Source organism: Streptosporangium lutulentum, from assembly GCF_030811455.1.
Classification (GTDB): Bacteria; Actinomycetota; Actinomycetes; order Streptosporangiales; family Streptosporangiaceae; genus Streptosporangium; species Streptosporangium lutulentum.
This window is the reverse complement of the sequence record NZ_JAUSQU010000001.1, coordinates 691,627-714,366: the sequence shown is the minus strand read 5'-3', so window position 1 is coordinate 714,366 and position 22,740 is coordinate 691,627. Positions and strand designations below refer to the sequence as shown.

18 protein-coding genes are annotated in these 22,740 nt (G+C 66.2%); 7 read left to right on the top strand and 11 right to left on the bottom strand.

What is annotated here, in order from left to right; translation table 11 throughout:
* Positions 1-154 precede the first annotated feature (154 nt).
* Complete coding sequence (locus J2853_RS03015; RefSeq protein ID WP_307554711.1) at positions 155-1,969, bottom strand: pectate lyase-like domain-containing protein; 1,815 nt, start codon at positions 1,967-1,969, stop codon at positions 155-157.
* Between the two features lie 275 nt (positions 1,970-2,244).
* Positions 2,245-2,763, bottom strand: a complete 519-nt coding sequence (locus J2853_RS03010; RefSeq protein ID WP_307554709.1) for a hypothetical protein — start codon at positions 2,761-2,763, stop codon at positions 2,245-2,247.
* Between the two features lie 121 nt (positions 2,764-2,884).
* Here J2853_RS03010 and J2853_RS03005 point away from each other — a divergent pair, with 121 nt between their 5' ends.
* Entirely contained in the window at positions 2,885-3,694 is an 810-nt protein-coding gene (locus tag J2853_RS03005; protein WP_307554707.1) for a class I SAM-dependent methyltransferase, read from the top strand.
* Positions 3,695-3,774: 80 nt separating this feature from the next.
* On the opposite strand, the gene J2853_RS03000 is transcribed toward J2853_RS03005, so the two are convergent.
* Both J2853_RS03000 and J2853_RS02995 read right to left on the bottom strand, forming a co-directional pair.
* The gene (locus J2853_RS03000) at positions 3,775-5,106 is read right to left on the bottom strand and encodes a M14 family metallopeptidase (RefSeq protein ID WP_370879182.1); all 1,332 of its coding nucleotides are present in this window, start codon (positions 5,104-5,106) and stop codon (positions 3,775-3,777) included.
* A 110-nt stretch (positions 5,107-5,216) separates the two neighbouring features.
* A complete protein-coding gene (locus tag J2853_RS02995) occupies positions 5,217-5,624 on the bottom strand; it encodes an ATP-binding protein (RefSeq protein WP_307554703.1) in 408 nt (135 codons plus the stop codon).
* A gap of 193 nt (positions 5,625-5,817) precedes the next feature.
* On the opposite strand from J2853_RS02995, the gene J2853_RS02990 reads away from it, so the two are divergent.
* Both J2853_RS02990 and J2853_RS02985 read left to right on the top strand, forming a co-directional pair.
* Positions 5,818-6,648 carry a helix-turn-helix domain-containing protein gene (locus J2853_RS02990; protein ID WP_307554701.1) on the top strand — a complete coding sequence of 277 codons (831 nt, stop codon included), beginning with the start codon at positions 5,818-5,820 and terminating at the stop codon, positions 6,646-6,648.
* Positions 6,649-6,675: 27 nt separating this feature from the next.
* Entirely contained in the window at positions 6,676-6,906 is a 231-nt protein-coding gene (locus tag J2853_RS02985; RefSeq protein WP_307554700.1) for a DUF397 domain-containing protein, read from the top strand.
* 137 nt (positions 6,907-7,043) lie between these two features.
* Here J2853_RS02985 and J2853_RS02980 read toward each other — a convergent pair whose 3' ends face one another.
* Positions 7,044-7,793 carry an SDR family oxidoreductase gene (locus tag J2853_RS02980; protein ID WP_307554698.1) on the bottom strand — a complete coding sequence of 250 codons (750 nt, stop codon included), beginning with the start codon at positions 7,791-7,793 and terminating at the stop codon, positions 7,044-7,046.
* Positions 7,794-8,114: 321 nt separating this feature from the next.
* Here J2853_RS02980 and J2853_RS02975 point away from each other — a divergent pair, with 321 nt between their 5' ends.
* On the top strand, positions 8,115-8,498 hold the full coding sequence (locus J2853_RS02975; RefSeq protein ID WP_307554696.1) for a carboxymuconolactone decarboxylase family protein: 384 nt from the start codon (positions 8,115-8,117) through the stop codon (positions 8,496-8,498).
* Here the strand turns inward: J2853_RS02975 and J2853_RS02970 are convergent.
* Entirely contained in the window at positions 8,493-9,752 is a 1,260-nt protein-coding gene (locus J2853_RS02970) for a nucleotide sugar dehydrogenase (RefSeq protein WP_307554694.1), read from the bottom strand. The two genes, J2853_RS02975 and J2853_RS02970, sit on opposite strands and share 6 nt — an antisense overlap.
* 634 nt (positions 9,753-10,386) lie before the next feature.
* On the opposite strand from J2853_RS02970, the gene J2853_RS02965 reads away from it, so the two are divergent.
* Positions 10,387-12,582, top strand: coding sequence for a DUF4082 domain-containing protein (locus tag J2853_RS02965; protein ID WP_307554692.1), 2,196 nt, complete (start codon positions 10,387-10,389; stop codon positions 12,580-12,582).
* A gap of 54 nt (positions 12,583-12,636) precedes the next feature.
* On the opposite strand, the gene rfbB is transcribed toward J2853_RS02965, so the two are convergent.
* The 3 genes from rfbB to J2853_RS02950 form a co-directional block, all read right to left on the bottom strand.
* Positions 12,637-13,614 (bottom strand): dTDP-glucose 4,6-dehydratase, encoded by a 978-nt coding sequence (gene rfbB, locus J2853_RS02960; RefSeq protein WP_307554691.1) that lies wholly within the window; start codon positions 13,612-13,614, stop codon positions 12,637-12,639.
* On the bottom strand, positions 13,611-14,678 hold the full coding sequence (locus J2853_RS02955; RefSeq protein WP_307554689.1) for a glucose-1-phosphate thymidylyltransferase: 1,068 nt from the start codon (positions 14,676-14,678) through the stop codon (positions 13,611-13,613). Before J2853_RS02955 ends, rfbB begins: the two co-directional genes overlap by 4 nt.
* Positions 14,679-14,831: 153 nt before the next feature.
* Positions 14,832-15,296, bottom strand: coding sequence for a GtrA family protein (locus J2853_RS02950; protein ID WP_307554687.1), 465 nt, complete (start codon positions 15,294-15,296; stop codon positions 14,832-14,834).
* A gap of 89 nt (positions 15,297-15,385) precedes the next feature.
* On the opposite strand from J2853_RS02950, the gene J2853_RS02945 reads away from it, so the two are divergent.
* Positions 15,386-16,399 carry a glycosyltransferase family 2 protein gene (locus J2853_RS02945; RefSeq protein ID WP_307554685.1) on the top strand — a complete coding sequence of 338 codons (1,014 nt, stop codon included), beginning with the start codon at positions 15,386-15,388 and terminating at the stop codon, positions 16,397-16,399.
* Here J2853_RS02945 and J2853_RS02940 read toward each other — a convergent pair.
* Together J2853_RS02940 and rffA are read right to left on the bottom strand one after the other, a co-directional pair.
* Positions 16,329-17,138 (bottom strand): GNAT family N-acetyltransferase, encoded by an 810-nt coding sequence (locus J2853_RS02940; RefSeq protein WP_307554683.1) that lies wholly within the window; start codon positions 17,136-17,138, stop codon positions 16,329-16,331. The genes J2853_RS02945 and J2853_RS02940 overlap by 71 nt on opposite strands.
* Positions 17,138-18,328, bottom strand: a complete 1,191-nt coding sequence (gene rffA, locus J2853_RS02935) for a dTDP-4-amino-4,6-dideoxygalactose transaminase (protein ID WP_307554681.1) — start codon at positions 18,326-18,328, stop codon at positions 17,138-17,140. The genes J2853_RS02940 and rffA overlap by 1 nt, the downstream gene beginning before the upstream one ends.
* 323 nt (positions 18,329-18,651) lie before the next feature.
* Here rffA and J2853_RS02930 point away from each other — a divergent pair, with 323 nt between their 5' ends.
* On the top strand, positions 18,652-22,359 hold the full coding sequence (locus J2853_RS02930) for a DUF4082 domain-containing protein (RefSeq protein ID WP_307554679.1): 3,708 nt from the start codon (positions 18,652-18,654) through the stop codon (positions 22,357-22,359).
* Positions 22,360-22,740 lie beyond the last annotated feature (381 nt).

The window sequence follows — 22,740 nt, the reverse complement described above, 5'->3', positions numbered from 1 at the left end:
ACGCGGATGACATCTGTCATGCGATCAAGGAGGGCTCGCCGGCCCGGGAAGCCCCGGACCGGCCTGTCGTGCCCGCCGGACCCGCGTCAGGTCACCTCACCGGCGACCGACGACGGTGCTCGTCCCGTACGGGTCTACCGTGCGTCAGGTCACCTCACTGGTAGGCGACGACGGTGCTCGTCCCGTACGAACCGACGACGGGGGTGCCCACATCGTTGATCGTCCGCTCGATGCCGCCGCTGCCGTCGAGGAAGACCGTGACCATGTTGTGGAAGCTGACCTTCTTGGTCTTCGGAACCTCGATCCCCCGGTCCGCGCGGATGTCCACGCCCTGGTTGAAGTAGGAGTAGACGCCCAGGCCCCACGCCTCGTGGGCCTTCACCCGGGGAGAGACCTTGTACGACGCCCATCCCTTGCCCGTCGGGCTGCTCCAGGCGCTCTGGCTCGGCGGGTCGTACGGAAGCTCGCTCTGGTAGAAGATCGTCCGGCCCCTCTCGCCGTTCCAGATCGTCTGGTACTTCTGGTAGTGCTCGACGAACAGGCCGTACGCCGTCACGTCGTCGCCGTTGACGACGACGCCCGTGTCGGCCGTGTTCTGCGTCCAGCCGATCCCGTTGCCGTGGTCGCCACGCCACGCCCAGATGTTGTCGATGAGCGTGTCGTCGCTGTTGACCACGAGGCTCGTCTTCGCCTTGCCCACCCACGGTCCGCCGATGCGGAAGAAGACGTCCTGCAGCGAGATCGGGTTGCGGGAGTGGTCCCTGCGGCTGTTCCGCTCGCCGACCTCGACCAGCGTGTCGGACTCTCGCCGTCCGGCGTCGACGAGCACCCCGGCGATCCGGACTCCGTCGACGTCGTCGATCTTCAGTGCCGCGTCACCGGTGCCGGGCGCCAGGCTCGGCATGCCCAGCCCGAGCACGACCGTGTTCTTGTTCCTCACGCGCAGGGCCTGGTCGAGATGGTAGACGCCCGGGGTGAGCAGGAGGTGCTTGCCACGCGACAACTGCTGGTTGATCTTCTGCGCGCTGTCGGACGGCTTCGCGATGAAGAAGTCGCGGATCGGCAGCGACGTCCCCTCCTGCCGCCGGCCGTCGGCCCAGGTCGTACCGGAGGTGTTGTGGCGCAGGCTCGGGACGAAGACCCGGTAGTCGCCCGAGTCGTCGATGTGGAGGAAGGGCTTCTCCCGCGTCACGGGGCTGGTGGGCAGCGTCGTGTAGGGCGGATTCGGGAAGCCCGTGGGAGGAGCCCCCGTCACACCGGAGAACACCTGGTTCCAGACGCCGTTGGTCCAGGCGTCGCCGAGTTCGCTGTCGCGCGTCAGCCACTGCTGCTGCGAGCCGTTGATCGTGATCCCGTCGACCTTCGAGTCGGCGATGTACCCGCCGCTCGAGAATCCGGCGTTCCCGGGCTCCAGCCACAGAGTGCCGCGGATGTGGACCCGTCGCATCGGCGACGCCTGCGACACCGCCCACTGGTTCGACCAGTCGGTCGGCGTCACCGACAGGTTCTCGGCGGAGCGCCAGAAGTTGGTGAGCGAGGAGATGCCGGCCGCCGAGTCCGGATCGGGCTGGCCGATGACCCGAATCGCGCCGTTGATGTCGACGTCGTCCGGCGACCGGCCGAGCCCGGCGACGGTCGTGTAGTAGCCGAGCCTCGCGTTGACGTCGTATCGGCCGGGCTTGAACAGTACGGCGTACCGGTTCGTGCCCATCTCGTTGTCCTCTTGCTGGGCGAAGAGTTCGTCGAGCTTGGCCTGAATCTGCGTGACGGGCGTCGACGGGTCGTACACGAAGACGTTGGGCCCGAAGTCCGGCGCCCCGTCCTTGTGCGCCGCGGCGGTGGCGGGGACGGACACCAGCCCGGCGCCGGTGAACACCGCCACCGAGGCGAGCGCGAGAAGACGGACTAAGGAGATGCCTCTGCGTGCGCGCGAGGTCTCTCGCACGCAGTGGTCACGGACAGTTCTCATCGACCTGCCTATCGAGAACGGGCGGCATGACGTCACCGCGAGGGCGAGAGAGCGCTCTCTCGCCCTCGCGGCGCTTACGTCAAGCCGTGAACGAAGGGATGAGATGTTTCTATCCGGTTAATGGCATTCGCGCTATGGGAGCGCGACACCTTTATCAACTCATTTCCGGCCCGGATGGTATTCGGGGAAGGCAAGGCGAGATATCCCACCGACTCCGAACCAGGCGTGAATGCCGAATGCGCATCCCCGCCTTCCATCGCGGAAAGCGCTTTACCTCAGTGGTGCCTGACCACGTATTCGACGAACTCGAAGCTCGTGAAGAGCAGAAACGCGATCCCGAGAAGGGCGTAGACCACAACCGGCCGCACCCGCCGGGAAGAGCGCCGGTTCCGGTCCGGCACGGGCCCCCGCTCCGCGGCGAGCCCGGGGCCGGCCGTCCCGGCCGGTGCGGGATCCGGCCCCACGGGGAGAGACGCGCGCCCGAGCGGGAGGGGCGCGGGGCGCGGCCGGTGCCCGGCGGGGAAGGCCCGCGCGTCCCCGCAGCCGCAGCCGGGACAGCTCGCCCCCGACCAGGGCGGCTGGACCGGCACCCCCGACCGCAGCCAGAGCACGGTGTCGTGCCCGTGATCGTCGGTCAGGCGGCGGACGAGATATTCCTCCTGCCAGACGTGCCGGCAGTGCGGACACTCCAACGGCCAGATCTCTCGAGTGCTGAACTCCTCGCGCACGAGGACCACCCCCATCGTCGCACCGATGCCCGCCCCGAGTGTGAGCGCGCCCTCCCCGACCGACAAGCGCCCATGACAGTAAGCGACAACAATGTGCTGAATCCGTTACGACCACATAGTGAGACGATTTTTCTTGTTATATGAGACACATGCTACGGTGTGCCCAGCGAAGAAGGAGTGATATTCCATGGCGGACACGAACGCCGTATACACCCACGGCCACCACGAGTCGGTGCTGCGATCCCACAGATGGCGCACGGCGGAGAACTCTGCGGCTTATCTCCTGCCGCATCTGAGGCCGGGGATGTCGCTGCTGGACGTCGGCTGCGGGCCCGGCACCATCACCTCCGACCTGGCGGAGCGGATCGCGCCGGGCATGGTCACCGCCGTGGAGGTCACCGAGGAGGCGCTCGCCCTGGCCCGCGCGGAGGCGGAGCGGCGCGGACGGACCACCATCGAGTTCTTCGTGGCGGACGTGCACGCGCTGGAGTTCCCCGACGACACCTTCGACGTCGTCCACGCCCACCAGGTGCTCCAGCACGTCGGCGATCCCGTCCAGGCGTTGCGCGAGATGCGGCGGGTCTGCAAGCCGGGCGGGATCGTCGCGGTCCGCGACAGCGACTACGCCGCGTTCACCTGGTTCCCCGAACAGCCCGAGCTGGACGAATGGCAGATCCTCTACCACCGGATCGCCAGGGCCAACGGCGGCGAACCCGACGCGGGCCGCCGGCTGCTTTCATGGGCTCACGCGGCGGGCTTCACCGACGTCTCGCCCACCTCCTCGACCTGGTGTTTCGCGACGCCGGAGGATCGTGCGTGGTGGGGTGGCCTGTGGGCCGAGCGGATCCTGAAGTCCGCCATGGCCCGCCAGCTTCTCGACTCCGGCGCCGCCACCGAAGCCGATCTGCACCGCGTCTCCGAAGGCTGGCGGGCCTGGGCCGCGGAACGGGACGGCTGGATGTCGCTCCTTCACGGCGAGCTGATCTGCCGCGCCTGAGAGCCGCCCTCGGGACAGCGCGCCGGAGGACCAGGGGCGCCCCCGAGCCGGGCCCGGGCCGACGGATCGGCGCTGACGGATCAGAACCGGCGGGTCAGGGCTGCCGGGTTCGTCGTCGGCGGGGTGCCGGTGCCGCAGTACTGCGACTCCTTGCCGATGATCCGGTAGACGCAGTCGGAGTACTCCAGCAAGCGGAACGCGGCCTCCCGGTTGCGGCTCGTCTGTGGCACGATCTGCTCGTCGGGCGGATAGAAGCCCGGGGACGCCCCGGTCGGATACATCTCGAAGGTATAGCTGAAGATCTTGTAGGTGCCCCACATCCAGTCGCCGATCGAGCCGTCGGTGATGTAAAGATCATTGGCCTGCTGGGAGGTGTAGCCGTTCGTGGAGGCCATGCTCTGGCCCAGCGCCTCCAACGCGTCACGGTCGTCCTGCGTCAGACCGGAGGCGATGTCGTCGGAGGTGTAGCCGTAGGGCCACAGGACCAGCTCGCCGTAGGTGTGCCAGTCGATGTGGGACGTGATCTGCTGCACGCCGCCGACCACCCGGCTGCGCACCCAGTCGGCGACCGCCTTGACCTCCGGGGCGGATTCGCCCGCCGTGCCGCGGTAGGTCTCGCTGGAGGTGGAGTCGGAGGAGCCTTCGCAGCAGCCGAACTGGTAGGCCCAGTTGCGGTTGAGGTCGGTGCCCACGGAGGAGGAGCCGGCGTTGGGTTGGCGGTTCTTGCGCCAGGAGCGGTAGGAGCCGTTGGCGATGTCGTACTCGCCGCCGTCGGGGTTGAGATCGGGCATGATCCAGATCTCGCGGCCGTTCACCAGGTTGGTGATCCTGCTGTCGCTGCCGTAGCCGTCGGTGAGCTGGTTGAGCAGGTAGAGCGCCATCTCGACGGTCAGGTGCTCGCGGGCGTGCTGGTGGTGGGTGAACAGCACCTCGGGCTCGTTCTCGTCGGTGCCGACGTTGTCGCTGATCTTGACGGCCATCAGGTCGCGGCCCTCGTAGGAGGTGCCGTAGCTGATTTTCCTGGCGATGGCCGGGTGGTCGGCGACGATCTGGTTCACCGCGGCGGTCAGCTCGGCGTAGTTGTGATAGCCGGAGTCGGCCGGCGGGAAGTCCGCACGATCCCCGGGCCCCCTGGGCGACAAGGGCTTGGCGATCTTTGTGACGGTGTAGCCGAGCCTCTTGATCTCGGCGACCTCGGCCTCGGTGGCGGTGACCACGATCGAGGCGGAGTCGACCTGGTCGATCGCGGCGCCGGTGGCCGCGATCGCGCTTCGCTGCCGCGCGTCGCTCGGACCCTGCACCTTGTACTGGCCGTTCGGCTGCGGCTCGGCCGAGGCGCCCGCCCCGGTCATGCCGAAACACAGCAGCCCCATGACCGTGACCGCCACGGTCAGACGGCGTGTCACCCGCATTCTCCCCAGGCACATGATCTAGGAGTTTTCACGCGCCAACACTGAGAGTCAAGCAACCACGTCGATCCGGAAAGACCCAACTTTAAAGGTTTCTATGAGCTTCTCCGCAGTCAGAAATCGACCTCGAACCAGAGCGTCCTGAATCCCTGGGAAACGTCGTCCCTAATTCCCCATCGCGCCGCGAGCAGGTCCACCAGGAACATGCCCCGGCCGTTCTCCGCCTCCGGGTCGTTGCGCACGTGTGGCACCGACGTCCCCGATCCGACGTCGCGCACCTCCACCAGCACGGCCTCCGGCCCCACCGCCACGGTCATCGCCACCCTGCCGCCGCCGCTCGATCTGGAGTGGACCACCGAATTCGTCACCACCTCGCTGACCAGCAGGACGACGTCGTCGGACGCGGGATGCCCCTCCCCCAGGAGCTCCCTGACCCGGTGCCGCGCCACCGCCACCGATTCCGGCACCCCTCGCAGGGTGACCGTCGCTCCAGGCGAGACGGTCTGGCGTCCGGTCGTCATGGTTACCTCGTTCCCCGACATGCACGGTTCACATGCACATCGCGCTCCGGGATGGCACACTCACTCACGGTGAACTGTTCTATCAAGGACTGCAATACCTCATGTTGAGATTCCACAGTTTTCCTGTAATAGAACGGAGGGAGGTAGATGCGTGGCTTCTCGGCGCAGCCCCACGGCCCGGCATCGCCGCCTGATGGCTGAACTCAATCGTCTGCGACAGAGCAGTGGGCTGTCACGGGTGGAGGTGGCCGAGCGGATCGGCTCCACCGACACCACCGTATGGAGATACGAGACGGGCCTGACCCGTCCCAAGCCCTCCGACGTGTCGGCCCTCACCGAGGTGTACGGCGTGACCGGGGAGGCGCGGGACTCCCTGATCCAGATGGCTGTCGAAGCCCGGCGGCGGGGCTGGTGGCATCAGCACCGCCAGACCCTCAAACCCGGCTTCGACTCCTACATCGGGCTGGAGGCGGAGGCGTCACTCGTGCGTTCGTACGAGCCGCTGGTCGTCCCCGGCCTGATGCAGACCGAACCGTACGCACGTGCTGTGACCAAGGCGACCTCCATGATCCATGACCCCTCCGAGGTCGAGGAGCAGGTCTCCGTGCGCATCTCGCGTCAGCGACTGCTGCACGGTCCCGGGGACCCGATCCAACTCGTCGCGGTGCTCGACGAGGCAGTAATCCGGCGTCAGATCGGCAGCCGCGAGATCATGTCCGAGCAGCTGGAACACCTGATCGACCTCAGCCGCCTGCCCAACGTGGAGATCCGGGTCCTCCCCTTCTCCGCCGGAGCGCACGCGGCGATGGACGGCAAGTTCTGCCTGCTCAGCTTTCCGGAACCGGAAGATCCCGACCTGCTCTACCTCGAGCAGGCCGCGAGCGGGCTCGTACCTGACAACCCGGAGGAAGTGCGCCGATACGTCTCCATGTTCGGGAGCCTGTCAGCACTCGCTCTCGAACCGGAGGCCTCGATCGCCTTCATCGCCCAGATGGCGAAGAGATTTTCCAACCCCAGCTCATAGAAGGAAGAAAGAGTGCGAGGGTCCACGATGGATCTGTCCAATGCCGCCTGGCGCAAGAGCGGCCGCAGCACCAACGGAGGGGACTGCGTGGAAGTGGCGGTCGTTCCAGGTGACCCGGCCGTGGCCGGGCACAAGGCGGACGCCGATGAGCTCTACCTCGTCCGCGACTCCAAAGACCCGGACGGCCCGGCCCTGGCCTTCACTCGAAGCGAGTGGAACGCCTTCGTCGGCGGTGTCAAGGACGGCGAGTTCGACTGATTGACCTCCGGGGGAACCGGGTCGCCGGTTCCCCCGGAGCCTTCGGCGCGGCGGCCGCCCGCCGGCGAGCCCCACTCCGGTCGCGAGAGCTCTCTCGCGCCTCCGCCGATGTCCGGCGACGGAGGAGCCGGGATCCGTCAGGACATCGTCCTGCCGCCGTTGACAGCGAGACGCTGCCCGGTGACGAAGCGGGCGCCGGGCGAGGCGAGGAAGGCGACCACGTCGGCCACCTCGGCGGGCACGCCCATCCGTCCCAGCGGCACCCGTTGCGGGTAGTCCCCGACGTCCATGCCCTCGTGCCGTTCCACCGGTATCCAGCCGGGCTCGACCGTGTTGACGGTGATCCCCTCCCCGCCGAGCTCGTTGGCCCAGGAACGGGTCAGCCCGTGCATGGCCGCCTTCGCCGAGACGTAGTGCCCCATCTCGGGATTGCCCAGGTCCACGACCTCGCTGCCCACGTTGATGATCCGGCCCGAGGAGGCCTCGCGCATCCCCGGCAGTACGGCGTGCAGGATCAGCAGCGGCGCCTTGACGAAGAACCGCAGCTGGTCCAGATGGTCGTCCCAGGTCTGCTCCCCGATGGGGATCAGCGGCTGCGGCCCGGTCGCGTTGTTGACCACGACCTCGATCGGACCCGCCTGCTCGACCGCCTCGGCGACGCCCCTCCGTACCGACTCCTCGTCGGTCACGTCGAAACGGGCCAGATGCGCCTTCCCCCCGGCCGCGGCGACGCGCTCGGCGACCGCGGTGGCCCCCTCGGTGTCGTGGGCGTAGTTGAGCGCGACCGTCCAGCCGTCCTCCCCGAGCCGGACGGCGATGGCGGCGCCGAGCCCTCGTGAGGCTCCGGTGACCAGGACGCATCCCATTGGCTTTCCCTTTCGCAGCATGTATGGAATCGCACTTATTGTGGGGGGAAGGTGTCGCCTGCGCGATTCAAGGGAATGGAACCTCGGGCACCTCCCGCGAGCCGGACGGCCAGGCCGTCGCGTCCACGACAACGGCGGGCGCCGTCACGCGAGAGCGCGCCCACGCCGTGCGAGGCGATGTCCCTGTAACGCCAAAGGAGCCTCGGCACGACATATAGCTATGTATCGGGATGCTTGATGATGGGGAGCTGTATCTGGCGCTGGAACCGGCGAAGGATGAGGGGGCGAGGCCCTCACCGCTCCCGCCCCCCGACCGGCTTGGCTGACGTACTCGGAGTCTCCATGAGCGACCATGCGAACAATCCCACTCCCGATCGCCGGATCCGCGGGCTGGAGGTCATGAGGCGGGTGAACGGCGGTGACCACATCGGTGACGAGCCCGGCGACTTCCTCGGAATGACCGTCGAGCACCTGTTCGCCGAGGTGTGGTCCAGGGACGTGCTCACGGTTCGCGACCGCCGGCTGATGCTCCTCGGCCTCCTCGTCGCCCAGGGCCTGGACGACGCGATCGAGGTCCAGCTCGACGCGGCGCTGCGGACCGGGGACCTCACCCCCGCGGAGCTCCGCGAGATCGTCGTCTTCCTGACCCACTACGCCGGGTGGCCGCGCGGCTCCAGGCTCAACACCCAGGTCGAAGAGCTCATCGCTCGCGTCATGAGGTCATAGCCGCTCCACGTTGGGCCCGGCGCAGCGGTTCCGCGTGTCGAAGACGAAGTCGCTCGACCGCTGGATCAGCTCGTAGTCGAAGCAGTCGTGATCGGTGAGGATCACCACCGCGTCCGCCCGGGCCAGCTCCCGGGGCACCGACTCGACGATCTCGATGCCCGTCGGCAACAGGCAGCCGTCCACGTGGGGATCCACGGCCCGCACCTTCGCACCCAGCTTGCACAGCGCCCTGGCCACGTCGATCGCGGGCGACTCCCGGCAGTCTCCCGCGTTCTTCTTGTAGGCGAGCCCGAGCACGAGGATCCGGCTGTCCTTGAGCGACTTGCACCGCTGGTTCAACGCGAGGATCAGCCGGTTCACAACATGATCTGGCATGTGGTCGTTGATGTCGTTCGCCAGCTCCACGAACCGGAAGTTGCGCCCCAGGCTGCGCTTGACCTTCCACGACAGGTACGACGGGTCGATCGGCAGGCAGTGCCCGCCGACTCCGGGCCCGGGGGTGAAGCGCATGTAGCCGAAGGGCTTGGTGGAGGCGGCGTCGATGGCCTCCCAGACATCGATCCCGAGCTGCTGCGCGAAGATCGACAGTTCGTTTACCAGCGCGATGTTGACGTGCCTGAAGGTGTTCTCCAGGAGCTTGCACAACTCGGCCACTTGAAGCGAGGAAACGGGCACGATCGGCTGCACGAGGAGCCCGTAGAACGCCTGGACCCTCTTCAGGGAGGCCTCGTCGATCCCGGACACGACCTTCGGCGTGTTCTCCAGACGCCAGCGCGTGTTGCCCGGGTCGATCCGCTCCGGGCTGTAGCCCAGGAAGAAGTCCTCCGGCGTCCGCAGCCCGGAGCCCTCCTCGAGAAGCGGCCGGAGATATTCCTCGGTGGTTCCGGGATAGGTGGTCGACTCCAGGATCACCGTGGCGCCCGGCCGCAGCAGGGGGGCAACCGACCGGCCCGCCGAGCCGATGTGGCGAAGATCGGGAGCGCCCTCACTGAGGGGCGTCGGCACCGTTATCACGCAGACGTCGAACGCCTCCGCGTCGGCGTAGTCGGTGCTGGCCAGGTAGCGGCCGGAAAGCTGGGCGGCGGCCAGCACCTCGTCACTTATGTCCTCGACGTAGGACTCGGCCGCGTTCAGCCGCTTGACCCGCCACTCGTCCACGTCGATTCCCACGACGTCGAATCCCGCCTCGACCGCCCTCATCGCCAGAGGTAGACCAACGTACCCCTGGCCCACCACGACCAGTTTCTCCCCCATGCCAGAACCCCCGTCGCTTCGATATGAGATACGACCCGACTGTAGGAGCCGCGCTTTCCCACGCCACCGATTTCACCGCCACTCGGGCGTGTCGCCTACGATCCGGGTCCGGCAGACACCTTGAACGAGGCCAGGCCTGCCATCGATAACACGAAAAAAATCATCCAAACGTCACACGATTACCCTAGATAAACAAATATATTTTTTATCCGCATATCGCGGACCACGGAGAATAAACGGGCGGGCGCGCGACGAGCCGGGAGCCACCCATACACAAACGACTCCCCGAACAGGCATGAAGGTCACTTTAGCGCCTAAAAGTAAGTGATATTTGGAAGTATCGGTGAGTAAATTTTCTACCAGCCATATATCAAGATGCGACTTCTCCGATCGCGCACAAGCTCTCCCACACCACTCGCCAGGGCACAGTCGTCAACGTATTTCGTGACGCCTTTCACCGGTGTGGCGATATTCCGGCGATCTCTATTGTCGGCGATCTTCAGTCACCTCTTGTGATTGATGCGAAAAATCACATAGAAGCTCGAAAAAACCTCAATTCATCCATGGCAGGTCGCAGGCGACGGGTACTCCCGGGCGCCTGGCACAGCACGAGACAAGTGAGGAGTTGTGTCGCATGCGCAAATCCATACGCGACGCGCTCGATCGGACGGCCGACACGGCCGCGCCCTCGGGACCGGAGCACGAGGCAAGCGCCGAACGGCCTCCGGAGAGCCCTGAGGAGACGAACGCCCGCGGCGCGGAGGTCACGCGACGCGCCACCGCACCCATGATCGACGCCAGACGTTCCCGAGTCCTGCCGCTCTCCCGGCTTCTCCCGGGAGGCATCCGCCGCGCCCTGCTGGGGGCGTCCGTGGCCGTCGCCCTCGCGACGGGCGCGGTCGTCGGCACAGCGGCGAACGCGAGCGCGGCCGCTCCGGTGGACCTCGGCGACGCCGCCCCGTTCGGAGTGCTGGCCGGGGTCTCGGTCACCAACGTGAACTCCACCGACGTGACCGGCGACCTGGGAGTGAGCCCGGGTGCCACGGTGTTCGGCTTCCCGCCCGGCACCGTCTCGGGGACCAAACACCAGGGGGACGCCACCGCGGCGGCGGCCAAGACCGACGCGCTCGCCGCCTACAACGACATCGCCGGACGCGCGCCCGACGCCACCCTGGGCACCCAGCTGGGCGGAACAACGAGAGGGCCGGGCGTCTACGACTCCGCCAGCGGCGACTTCACGATCAGCGGGACCCTCACCCTCGACGCCCAGGGCGACCCGGACGCCGTCTTCATCTTCCGGTCGACCCTCCTCAACGCGGCGAACGTCAGCAACATCAGCCTGCTGCGCGGCGCCCAGGCCGACAACGTCTTCTGGAGGGTCACGGACACCGCGACGCTGGGGTCGTACTGCACCTTCCGGGGGAACATCCTCGCGGGTAACTTCGTCACGGTGAACAGCGGCGTCAACCTCAACGGCCGCGCCTTCGCGCTCGGCGACACGGTCACCCTCCAGGGCACCACCACCCTGCCGCACACCCGCATCACCGTGCCGAACGACCCACCGACCACCACGACCCTGACCTCCTCGCTCAACCCCGCGTGGAAGGGGGACGCGGTCACCCTGACGGCCACGGTGAACGCGGTCAGCGGTCCGGTCGTGCCCGCCGGCGAGGTGGTCTTCAAGGACGGCGCGACCGTCCTCGGCACGGCCTGGCACAGCAGCTCGGGTCCCGCCCAGATCACGGTCTCCGACCTCTCCGCGAGGGTGCACGAGATCGTCGCCGTCTATCTAGGAGGAGACACCTTCGACAACGAAGCCCTGATCCACTTCGCGCCGAGCACGTCACCGGCCGTTGCCCAGGACATGTCGGACAGCCTGTGGGACAAGGCGGCGACCCCCGCCGTCCCGTCCCAGCCCGACCCGCAGGCGATCACCGTCGGTGTCAAGTTCAGGGCGTCGACGGGCGGGACCGTGACCGCGATCCGCTTCTACAAGGGCTCGCAGAACACCGGCACCCACACCGGGAGCCTGTGGACGAACAGCGGCCAGCTCCTGTCCACCGCCACCTTCACCAACGAAACCGCCTCCGGCTGGCAGGAGGCCAGCTTCCCGACACCGGTGGCGATCACCGCCAACACCACCTACATCGCCTCCTACCACACCACGTCCGGCCGCTACTCGGTGACCCGGCCCTACTTCACCTCGTCGTACAACAACGGGCCACTCACCGCCCTCGCCACCGGCACCGACGGGGGCAACGGCGTCTACACCTACGGCGCGACGAACACCTTCCCGACGGGCAGCCACCAGGCGACGAACTACTGGGTCGACCTCGTGTTCCTCCCGACCGACAGCCTGTGGAACGAGACGGCGACACCCGCCGTCCCGTCTCAGCCCGACACGCAGGGGGTCAGCGTCGGCGTCAAGTTCAGGACGACGACGAACGGGGCGGTGAGCGGGATCCGGTTCTACAAGGGCCCGCAGAACACCGGCGTCCACACCGCGAGCCTGTGGGCGAGCAACGGCCAGCTCCTGGCCAGCGCCCCCTTCACCAATGAGACGGCCTCCGGCTGGCAGCAGGTCAACTTCCCGGCACCGGTGGCGATCACCGCCAACACCACCTACATCGCCTCCTACCACACCACGTCCGGCCGCTACTCGGTGACCCGGCCCTACTTCACCTCGCAGTACGCCAACGGCGACCTCGTCGCCCTCGCCGACGGCGCCTCGGGGGGCAACGGCGTCTACACCTACAACGCGAACAACATCTTCCCGATGAGCAGCTACCAGGCGACGAACTACTGGGTCGATCCGATCTTCCACGACTGACGCGGTTCTTCCGTGATCGGTTTCTCCACGATCGACTGATACGCAGGTCCGGTGTCAGGGCGTCCGTTCCTTGAGCGGGCGCCACCACCGGGGATTGCCCCGGTACCACCGCACCACCTCGGCCAGGCCGTCGTCGAAGTCCTTGCGCGGCTCGTAGCCGATGGCACGGATCTTCGTCCAGTCGACGGAGTAGCGGCGGTCGTGCCCGAGCCGATCGGCCACGGGCTCGACCGACTCCCACCCCCTGCCGAGGGCGGCCAGCAGCCGCCCGGTCAGCTCCCGGTTGGTGAGTTCCACGCCGCCGCCGATGTTGTAGACCTCTCCGGGCGCCCCCTTCTCCAGCACCGTCTGGATGCCTCGGCAGTGGTCGTCGACGTGCAGCCAGTCGCGCACGTTGAGTCCGTCGCCGTAGAGCGGGACCTTCTCCCCGTCGAGGAGGTTGGTGACGAAAAGCGGGATCAGCTTCTCGGGATACTGGTACGGGCCGTAGTTGTTGGAGCAACGGGTCACCCGGACGTCGAGCCCGTGAGTACGGTGATAGGCCCGGCAGAGCAGGTCGCCCCCGGCCTTGGCCGCCGAGTAGGGGGAGTTCGGAAGCAGCGGCTCGCTCTCGCTCCAGGACCCCTCCGCGATCGAGCCGTACACCTCATCGGTGGAGACCTGGACGACCGTCCGGACCCCGCCCTCCAGCGCGGCCCGGAGAAGCCTCTGGGTGCCCAGCACGTTCGTCGTCACGAAGTCGTCCGCGCCTGCGATGGACCGGTCGACGTGGCTCTCCGCCGCGAAGTTCACCACCACGTCGTGCCCGGGAACGACGTCCGCGAGGAGTCGCGCGTCGGTGATGTCACCTCGCACGAACGCGTAACCGGAGTGACCGTCGACGGGAGCGAGGTTGGCGAGGTTGCCCGCGTAGGTGAGCTTGTCGAGAACGGTGAGCCGGACGTCCTCGCAGCCCGGCCAGGAGCCGAGCAGCAGGGACCTGGCGTAGTGAGAACCGATGAACCCGGCGCCACCGGTGACCAGGACTCTCATGCGCGCACCTGGATCCTGCTGTGGTCGCCCACCATGAGCTCGTGCGTGTTCGACACCCCGGCCGCGCGGCTGACCTCGACGTTACGCCCGATCAGGGAGTGCGCGACGCGCGAGACACCCCGCACGGAGGAGCCGTCGAGCACGATGGAGTATTCGATCTCGGCACCGTCGACGAGACAGCCGGAGCCGATCGAGGTGAACGGGCCGACATAGGAGGAAAGGATCTTGGTATCCGCCCCGATCACGATCGGCCCGCGGAGGACCGAGTTCTCCACCACCGCGCCCGGCTCGACGACGACCCGCCCGGTGATCTCGCTCAGGCCGTCCACGGTGCCCCTGATGTCGGGCTCGACGCGTTCGAGGACGATGCGGTTGCACTCCAGCATGTCCTGCAGGCGCCCGGTGTCCTTCCAGTAGCCGTCGACGAGATGCGAGTGAACGCTGGAGCCGTTGTCGATGAGCCACGTGATGGCATCCGTGATCTCCAACTCGCCGCGCGCGGACGGCCTGATCGCCCGGACAGCCGCATGAACGGCCGGGGAGAAGATGTAGACCCCGACGATCGCGAGGTCACTGCGCGGATGCTCCGGCTTCTCCTCCAGCCCGAGGATCTCGCCTTCCGGCCCGAGCTCGGCCACTCCGTAGAACTGCGGTTCGGCGACCCTGGTGAGCAGGATCTGCGCGTCATAGTCGGACCGGCGGAAGGCGTCCACCAGCTCGGTGATACCGTCCACCAGGAAGTTGTCACCCAGATACATCACGAACGGCTCGTCGGCGAGGAACTCCGCGGCGATCAGGACGCAGTGCGCCAGCCCAAGAGGGGCCTCCTGCCGGATGTAGGTGACGTCGAGGCCGAACCGCGAGCCGTCGCCGACGGCCTCGCGAACCTCTTCCGCCGTGTCGCCGACGATGAGGCCGACAGTGGTGATGCCGGCGTCGCGGATCGCCTCCAGCCCGTAGAAGAGCACGGGCTTGTTGGCGACGGGGACCAGCTGTTTCGCCGAAGTGTGGGTCAGCGGACGCAGCCTCGTCCCCTTTCCCCCTACCAGAACGAGTGCTTTCATGCTTTTTTGATCCTTTCGCCGGGGAACGCATGACCGCGACAGTCACCCGTTCGCCCGAGTTTATGTGGGCCCCATATCCATGGCCCTTCGCCGCGGTGCCCTTGACGAAGAACGTGCGGCATATTTCCGGCCCAAGAGACTTCCGCGACCGTTTCACGGCTTTTCGTGGTCACGAAACGTCCACGCCCTGTGCGCCGCGTAACTCAGCGGAGGGCTCGCGATTATTATCAGCCCCTGCGCCATCATGAGCGGAATTCCGGCCAATTCTACTAAAAGCGGGAGTCCAGCCAGCGACGCTCCGAGGAAGCTCAGGCCCACCGCGTAGAACCGCAGGTAGCCAACGATCCAGGACGTCCCGGAGGTGGGGAACACCACCAGCCTGTACCACGGGTAAACGATCACTACGGTGATCAAATGGCAGGCCACGACCAGGAAAAGATAGGGAACCGCATCCTTCGCGACCACCAATCCTAGGCCCAGGAGACAGTAATAGACGACGGCCGTCATGGCGCCGGCCATCAGATATGTGATGCGGTGTCCACCAAGAGCCGAGAACAGAGCCAGACGCCCGGAATATGAATCCCTGCCGCGCTTTGCTCGGCTTTCTACTTCAACCATGTTACGGTCACTCCGGATCGTGATCACGAGGCGGGCCGGATGATTTCATCCGTCCCGTAGAAATGATCGGGGGATTAATGTCGGTGTCGGTGGTCATTCCGTGTTACCGCTCCGCGCAGACCCTTCCGACGCTGATGGAGCGGCTCATGCCGGTCCTGCGCGAGGTGTCCGCCCGTCACGAGGTGATCCTCGTCGTCGACGGCAGCCCTGACGGGACCTGGGAGGTGGCCGCCGAACTGGCCCGGCGGATCGACGCCGTCCGCGCCGTCCGCCTGTCCCGCAACTACGGCCAGCACAACGCGCTGGCCGCCGGCATCAGGGAGGCGGGGTTGGAGGTGGTCGTCACCATGGACGACGACCTGCAGCACCCGCCGGAGCAGATCCCCCTGCTGCTGGCCACCCTGGAAGGCGAACGACTGGACCTGGTGTACGGCGTTCCGCACGACGAGGAGCACGGGTTCCTGCGCAACCTGGCGTCCCGCTCGGTGAAGGCCGGGATGGCCGGCGCGCTGGGTATTCGCGGCGCCCGCGAAATCAGTGCGTTCCGCGCCTTCCGGACACGCCTGCGCGACGGGTTCGAGGGACTCACCGGGCCGCACGCGTCGATCGACGTGGCCCTGTCGTGGACCACCACCCAGGTGGGCTCGGTCGGGGTGCGCATGGAAGAGCGCTGCCACGGCAGGTCGAACTACTCCGCGCGCCTGCTGGTCCGGCATGCGGTGAACATGCTCGTCGGCTACAGCACGGCCCCGCTGCGCGCGGCCAGCTACTTCGGATTCGCCGCCGGCGTCGTCGGCCTGCTGCTGGGCGGCATGGTCCTGTGGCGCTTCGCCACGGGCGACACCACTGTCGCCGGGTTCACCACCGTGGCCTCGATGGTCGCGCTGTTCTCGTCCGCCCAGCTGATGTCGATCGGTGTCCTCGGCGAATACATCGGCCGCATCCACGGTGACGGCATGGGCCGGCCGACGTACGTGGTGTGCGAGCGCGCCGGGTCGCCGGACGACGCCGTTCCACGGAAGCACGGCGAGCCTAGCGTTCCCGCGCGGGCGGGGACGGGTCCCGCTCACGCGGCAGCGGGCTCCGGACCAGATGAACCGTGAGCAGGGTCAGCACCGGCTCGAAGCCGTACCTCGCCCACGCCCGCTGTACCCGCGTGTTGTGCCCCTGCGTGGAGATGACGACCTCCGCCGCGCCGCGCGCCAGCGTGCGGTCCTCGACCGCCTTCAGCAGGTGGGCGTAGAGGCCGCGTCCCTGCAACTCGGAGATCACGCCCGCGAGCAGGATCTCCGTCCGGGTCCCCTCCTCAAGGGTGGCCAGGCCTGCCATCTGCGGCTCCTCCCCCGCCACGCCCCGGCACTCCAGCGCCAGGCATCCGTCCTCGGCGGCCGAGCGCAGGGCCCATTCCCGGTAGCCCGCCAGCGCCGCGTCGGGGTCGAGGAGAGGGTTGGCCAGATAGTGGTTGCCGTACGCGCCGAAGACGGACGAGACCAGTTTCCGCACCGTGGTGGGAGCGGCCAGCCCTGTCACCCGCAGGTCCGCCGACGGTTCGGGCGCATGGCCCTTTCCGGCGTGCAGCCGCCAGTACACCAGGGAGTCGGCGAACACCGCGGTCCGGCCGAGGCACGTCAGCCGCGCGAACCAGCCGACGTGCTCGGCCGGGTAGCGGAGCACGACGACGTCCGCCGCCGAATCCAGGATCGCCTCGCGGACCTCGGAGAACGACGCCCCTGAGTCCGCCGGGACGGTGAGACGCTCCACCGTCCTGCCGAATCGGGCGGACTCCAGAGGCGACTCCACAGCCCGTACGGCCCGCGCCCCGGTCACGTCGTCGAAACCCATCAGATCACCTCGTAGGCCTGGACCGCGTCGATCACGCGCGCCACCCCGGCCTCGTCCAGATCGGCGAAGAGCGGAAGCCGTACGAGACGGTCGGCGATCTCCTCGGTGACCGGGCAGCCGCCCGGCGCGACCCGCCCGAACCGCAGGCCCGCGGGCGCGGAGTGCAGAGGCTGGTAGTGGAACGCCGCCTGCACGCCCCGGGCGGCGAGGTGGCGGATGAACTCCTGGCGGTTGCCCAGGTCGGGCAGGAGCAGGTAGTACAGGTGGGCCGGGTGCTCGCAGCCGTCCGGGACCACTGGACGAAGGACCCCGTTGCTCGCCGACCACTCCGCCAGGCCCTCGTGGTAGGCGCTCCACCCGGCGTGGCGCCGGAGCTGGATCGCGTCGAAGTCCTCCAGCTGGGAGGTCAGCTGCGCGGCGAGCACGTCGGAGGGCAGGTAGCTGGAGCCGATGTCGACCCACCGATACTTGTCCACCTGCCCGCGGAAGAACCGGCTGCGGTCGGTGCCCTTCTCCCGGATGATCTCGGCACGCGAGGCGAGGCCGACATCGTTCAGGAGCAGCGCTCCGCCCTCCCCGCACTGCACGTTCTTCGTCTCGTGGAAGCTCTGCGCGGCCATGCGGCCAAATGATCCAAGCGGCCGGTCTCGGTAGAACCCTCCCAGGCCATGCGCGTTGTCCTCTATGAGGGCAAGGCCATACCGCTCGCAGAGTTCGTCGATCTCCTTCATCGCGCACGCGATGCCCGCGTAGTGAACGACCACGACGGCTCGGGTGCGATCGGTGATCGCGGCTTCGATCATCCGCTCGTCCACGTTGAGAGTGTCGGGCCTGCAGTCGACGAAGACCGGGACCGCCCCTCGGAGGGCATAGGCGTTGGCCGTCGACATGAAGGTGAACGACGGCATGATCACCTCGTCACCGGCCTGAAGATCGAGCAGGATCGCCGACATCTCCAGCGCGTGGGTGCAGGAGGTGGTCAGCAGCACCTGGCTCGCCCCGGTGATCTTCCCGAGGAGATCGGAGGCTCTCCGAGTGAACGGCCCGTCTCCGCGGGTGGCTCGCCCGCGCACAGCCTCCATGAGGTAATCAAGCTCATTTGTCGAGATATGTGCTCGATTGAAGGGAATCGTCTTCGGATCGGTTACATTCACGGCCAAAGTGAACAACAAAGGGACCGGACGACACACGTTGCGCCCTCGCTCCTTGGCAATCCATTACGTAAGCCTTAGATCGCATCGGTCCACCCGAGGGCCGACAGGCGGCGTAACCACCGGACCCAACAGGACAAAAGCGCACAAATCACATTACTCAAGATTTCGCGATGTCGAATTTGACCTTTGCCTGAAATGCTCTCTTAATGTGGAACTAAATCAATCGCCCCCATTGTAAAGAAATCGCCGATATTTAAGCGCAATTCCCCTTGGGGTCCGAGCATGATTATTTTCCTTTTATCTGCAGCTCCGGCCTGACCGAGGGGCTTTCCGCAGAGGACGCCATGAGGAGATCACATATGACAGAGAGGTCAAACAATGTGGGGAAGAGCAAGCCGAGATGGCGACCACTCACCTTCGGGGCCGGCGCTCTTGCCCTGATCAACCTGGTCGGAACCGTCTGGATGCCGGTATCCGCCGCCGGCACCTCGCAGGAGCGGGTCACCGTACAGAGCTCCGGGAGCCATCATCGCGGTGACGGGGCCCCGCTCGCCGGGCAGGACGTGACCCCCGGCCGCGGGCGCGGGCAACCGGCTCGCGGTTCGGATGCAGGGCAGGACCGGGAGCGATCCGTCAAACACGGTGCCGGGGAGATCCAGGCGCCATCGCCGCCGGACCGTCGCATGGGCCGCTCGCTGGAGCGGGCGCTCGCCCGGCTCGGCCCGCGTGACCACCCCGGTGACGAGGACGCCGGGCGGGGGAAGCGGGAGGCCGTCCCGAACACGGGCTCTCGCGCTCATGGGACCCGCCAGGCCTGCCCGCCGACCTCCGTCATCTGCCTGGAGAACAGCCTGCCCGGCAATCCGTCCATCGAATGGAACGTGCCCGGAGCCGGCAGTAGCAACATCCAGGGATACGCGACTCGGATGAGCGTCAACAGGGGGGAGACCGTACAGTTCAAGGTGGACACCATGGCGACCGACTATCGCGTGGATATTTACCGTATCGGATACTACGGCGGAATGGGCGCGCGAAAGATCACCACGATCAATCCTTCCGCTCCCTTGCCCCAGAATCAGCCGGTTTGCGTGAGGGACGCGGGAACCAAACTCCTTGACTGCGGAAACTGGGCCGTATCCGCGTCGTGGGCCGTGCCGGCCACCATGGTCTCCGGAGTCTATATCGCGAACCTGATCCGGGAAGACGGGACGACCGGCGTCAGCCAGATGATATTTGTGGTCCGAGACGACGAGGGCGGATCGGATCTCCTGCTGCAAACCTCCGACGCCACCTGGCAGGCATACAACAAGTATGGAGGCAGCAGCCTTTACTCCTCCGACGACGGTGGACGAGCCTACAAGGTCAGCTACAACCGACCGTTCACCACGCGCGGCTTCAGCTGCTGCGAAGGTTCGACGGAAAGCTGGTTCTTCAATTCCGAATATCCGATGATCAGGTGGATCGAGGCCAACGGCTACGACGTCAGCTACACCACCAACGTCGACACCGCGATGCGCGGCTCGGAAATGCTCGAACACAAGATCTTCATGTCTTCCGGGCATGACGAGTATTGGTCCGACGACATGCGTGGCAACAGCTCGAATGCCCGGGACAACGGCGTCAACATGGCCTTCTTCTCTGGGAACGAGGTTTTTTGGAAAACTCGCTGGGAGAGCAGCATCGACGGGTCGGCCACTCCGTACCGGACACTCACCTGCTACAAAGAGACGTTGGCGAACGCCAAGATCGACCCGAACACCCAATGGACGGGAAGCTGGCGTGACCCGCGCTTCTCTCCACCCTCGGACGGAGGAAGGCCGGAGAACGCTCTGACCGGTTCGTGGTTCAGGGTCAACGGCGTCTCCAACGATGCGATGACCGTTCCCGCCGATTACAGCAAGATGCGCTTCTGGCGCAACACGTCCGTGGCGAACCTTTCACCGGGACAGACGGCCGTCTTCCCCGACGGAGTGCTCGGTTACGAATGGGATGTTTCACCAAACAATGGATTCGAGCCGAACGGCCGGGCCAGGTATTCCCAAACAATCGCGAACCTTGCGTCCAAGTATCTGATCGACTACGGCAGTACGTACGACCTCGGAAGCGCGATACATCGCCTGACACTTTACCGGGCCGTAGGCGGCGCGCTTGTCTTCGGCGCCGGAACCACCCAGTGGTCGTGGGGACTGGATGCGACTCACGATCGGGCAGGCACGCCCACGGACATCCGGATGCAGCAGGCGACGGTCAATCTTCTCGCCGACATGGGAATCCAGCCCGCAAGCCTCCAGGCCGGCCTGGTTCCGGCCACGGCGTCAACGGACACCACGCCTCCGACATCGACGATCACGAGCCCGGCGGCCAACACCTCCGTGCCCGAGCTGAGGACCGTCATCATTCAGGGAACGGCCGCCGACACCGGGGGCGGCGTTGTATCCGATGTCGAGGTCTCGGTCGACGGCGGCATCAGGTGGTTTCCAGCGACAGGCCGTGAAAACTGGCAGTACCGCTGGACACCGACAAGGGCCGGGGTCGCGATGATCGCGGTCCGCGCGGTTGACGACATCGGTAACCTCCAGCCGATTCCGACCACGATCACATATAGCGTCACCACGGCATGTGACGCATGCACCATATGGCTTCCCAGCGCCGGACCCGTTACGGCTTCGTCCTCCGACACCGCACCGGTCGAAGTCGGAGTGAAATTCCGTACCACGGACGCGGGCGTCATCAGAGGTGTCAGGTTCTACAAGGGCGCGCTCAACACGGGAACGCACACCGGAAATCTCTGGAGCGCGAGCGGCCAACTCCTGGCGAGAGCGACATTCACCGGTGAGACAGGAAGCGGATGGCAGCAGGTGAACTTCGCGACACCTGTCACGGTCGCCGCCAACACGACCTACATCGCCTCCTATCACACGACATCCGGACGTTATTCGGTAACACGTCCATACTTCAATGAGCCGTACAGCAGCAGCCCGTTCGTGGCGTTGGCGAATGCCGAAGGAGGCAACGGTGTTTATGCCTACAGTGCGACGAGCACCTTCCCCACCAATGCCTATCAGGCCACCAACTACTGGGTCGACGTGATCTTCGTGCCGACGAGAAGCCTATGGGACGACCAAACGTTTCCAGAGGTTCCGTCACAGTCGGATTCTTCGCCCACCGTGGTCGGTGTCAAGTTCAAACCGCTGGTGGACGGCACTGTCACGGGTGTTCGATTTTACAAGGGCGCACAGAACACCGGAACCCATGTCGGAAGTCTGTGGACGCGCGACGGGCAGCTGATCGCGAGCGCGACCTTCACCAACGAGACGGCATCCGGATGGCAACAGGTGACTTTCTCGACACCTGTCACGGTGGTCGCGAACGCGACCTACGTCGTCTCCTACCAGGCTCCGTCGGGACATTATTCGGTAACAAAGTCATACTTCGCCGAGCCATATACGAACGGCCCGCTCATCGCACCGATGAATGGTGAAGACGGAGCCAACGGGGTTTATGCGTACAGCGCATCGAATGTTTTCCCGACCAACGGCTCTCAAGCCACCAACTACTGGGTCGACGTGATGTTCATACCGTTCGGGAGTCTGTGGGAGGACACAGCTGTCCCCGCGGTCAAGTCTCAGCCCGACAACCAGGCCGCGGCACTCGGCGTCAAATTCAGATCATTGACGAGTGGCAAGATCAGGGCTATTCGGTTCTACAAGGGCGAGCAGAACACCGGAACCCACGTCGGAAGTCTGTGGACGAGCGGAGGGCAGTTGCTCGCGAGCGCTCCATTCACCAACGAGACGGCATCCGGATGGCAACAGGTGAATTTCTCGACACCTGTCGCGGTGACCGCGAACACAACCTACGTCGCCTCCTATCACACGACATCCGGCCGCTATTCGGTAACGCGCCCATATTTTAACGCACAGTATACGAACGAGCCTCTCTTCGCGCTCGCAAACGGCACGGAAGGGGGTAACGGTGTCTACAATTACAGTGCCGTGAACACCTTCCCCACTAACAGCTTCCAAGCCACCAACTACTGGGTCGACGTGGTATTGGACGTCAGTTAGCGGAATATTGATGTTCGCGTGCGTCACGAACAGGTTCGGCGGGCAACCGGACCGGCGGCGAAACACGCGGATTCGGAGGGCCCGTGACCCCCTTGGTGAGTGTGATCGCTGTCGAGGCACTCGCAGATCATGGAGGTCACGGGCTCGAACACGGCCCTCAGTTCACCCCGTAGGTCCGGGCCGCCTCGATCACGCGCGCCACGTCGCCCTCCCTCAGAGCGGAGGCTGCTGCCCGAACGCCGGGACCACGGCCACAGCGCCGACGTGGAAGGGCCCATCACGGCCTATCCGCCTTCACCCGGTGGTGGCAAGACGGTGATCTCCTGGTCCTCCACAACGACCTGCGCGAGCGGGTCCGCCGAGCCGAAGGGCGCGACGCCG

Coding starts and splice junctions, on each gene's coding strand:
- J2853_RS03015 (WP_307554711.1), bottom strand. CDS start 1,969: ATGAGAACTGTCCGTGACCACTGCGTGCGAGAGACCTCGCGCGCACGC.
- J2853_RS03005 (WP_307554707.1), top strand. CDS start 2,885: ATGGCGGACACGAACGCCGTATACACCCACGGCCACCACGAGTCGGTG.
- J2853_RS03000 (WP_370879182.1), bottom strand. CDS start 5,106: ATGCGGGTGACACGCCGTCTGACCGTGGCGGTCACGGTCATGGGGCTG.
- J2853_RS02995 (WP_307554703.1), bottom strand. CDS start 5,624: ATGACGACCGGACGCCAGACCGTCTCGCCTGGAGCGACGGTCACCCTG.
- J2853_RS02990 (WP_307554701.1), top strand. CDS start 5,818: ATGGCTGAACTCAATCGTCTGCGACAGAGCAGTGGGCTGTCACGGGTG.
- J2853_RS02985 (WP_307554700.1), top strand. CDS start 6,676: ATGGATCTGTCCAATGCCGCCTGGCGCAAGAGCGGCCGCAGCACCAAC.
- J2853_RS02980 (WP_307554698.1), bottom strand. CDS start 7,793: ATGCTGCGAAAGGGAAAGCCAATGGGATGCGTCCTGGTCACCGGAGCC.
- J2853_RS02975 (WP_307554696.1), top strand. CDS start 8,115: ATGAGCGACCATGCGAACAATCCCACTCCCGATCGCCGGATCCGCGGG.
- J2853_RS02970 (WP_307554694.1), bottom strand. CDS start 9,752: ATGGGGGAGAAACTGGTCGTGGTGGGCCAGGGGTACGTTGGTCTACCT.
- J2853_RS02965 (WP_307554692.1), top strand. CDS start 10,387: ATGCGCAAATCCATACGCGACGCGCTCGATCGGACGGCCGACACGGCC.
- rfbB (WP_307554691.1), bottom strand. CDS start 13,614: ATGAGAGTCCTGGTCACCGGTGGCGCCGGGTTCATCGGTTCTCACTAC.
- J2853_RS02955 (WP_307554689.1), bottom strand. CDS start 14,678: ATGAAAGCACTCGTTCTGGTAGGGGGAAAGGGGACGAGGCTGCGTCCG.
- J2853_RS02950 (WP_307554687.1), bottom strand. CDS start 15,296: ATGGTTGAAGTAGAAAGCCGAGCAAAGCGCGGCAGGGATTCATATTCC.
- J2853_RS02940 (WP_307554683.1), bottom strand. CDS start 17,138: ATGGGTTTCGACGACGTGACCGGGGCGCGGGCCGTACGGGCTGTGGAG.
- J2853_RS02930 (WP_307554679.1), top strand. CDS start 18,652: ATGACAGAGAGGTCAAACAATGTGGGGAAGAGCAAGCCGAGATGGCGA.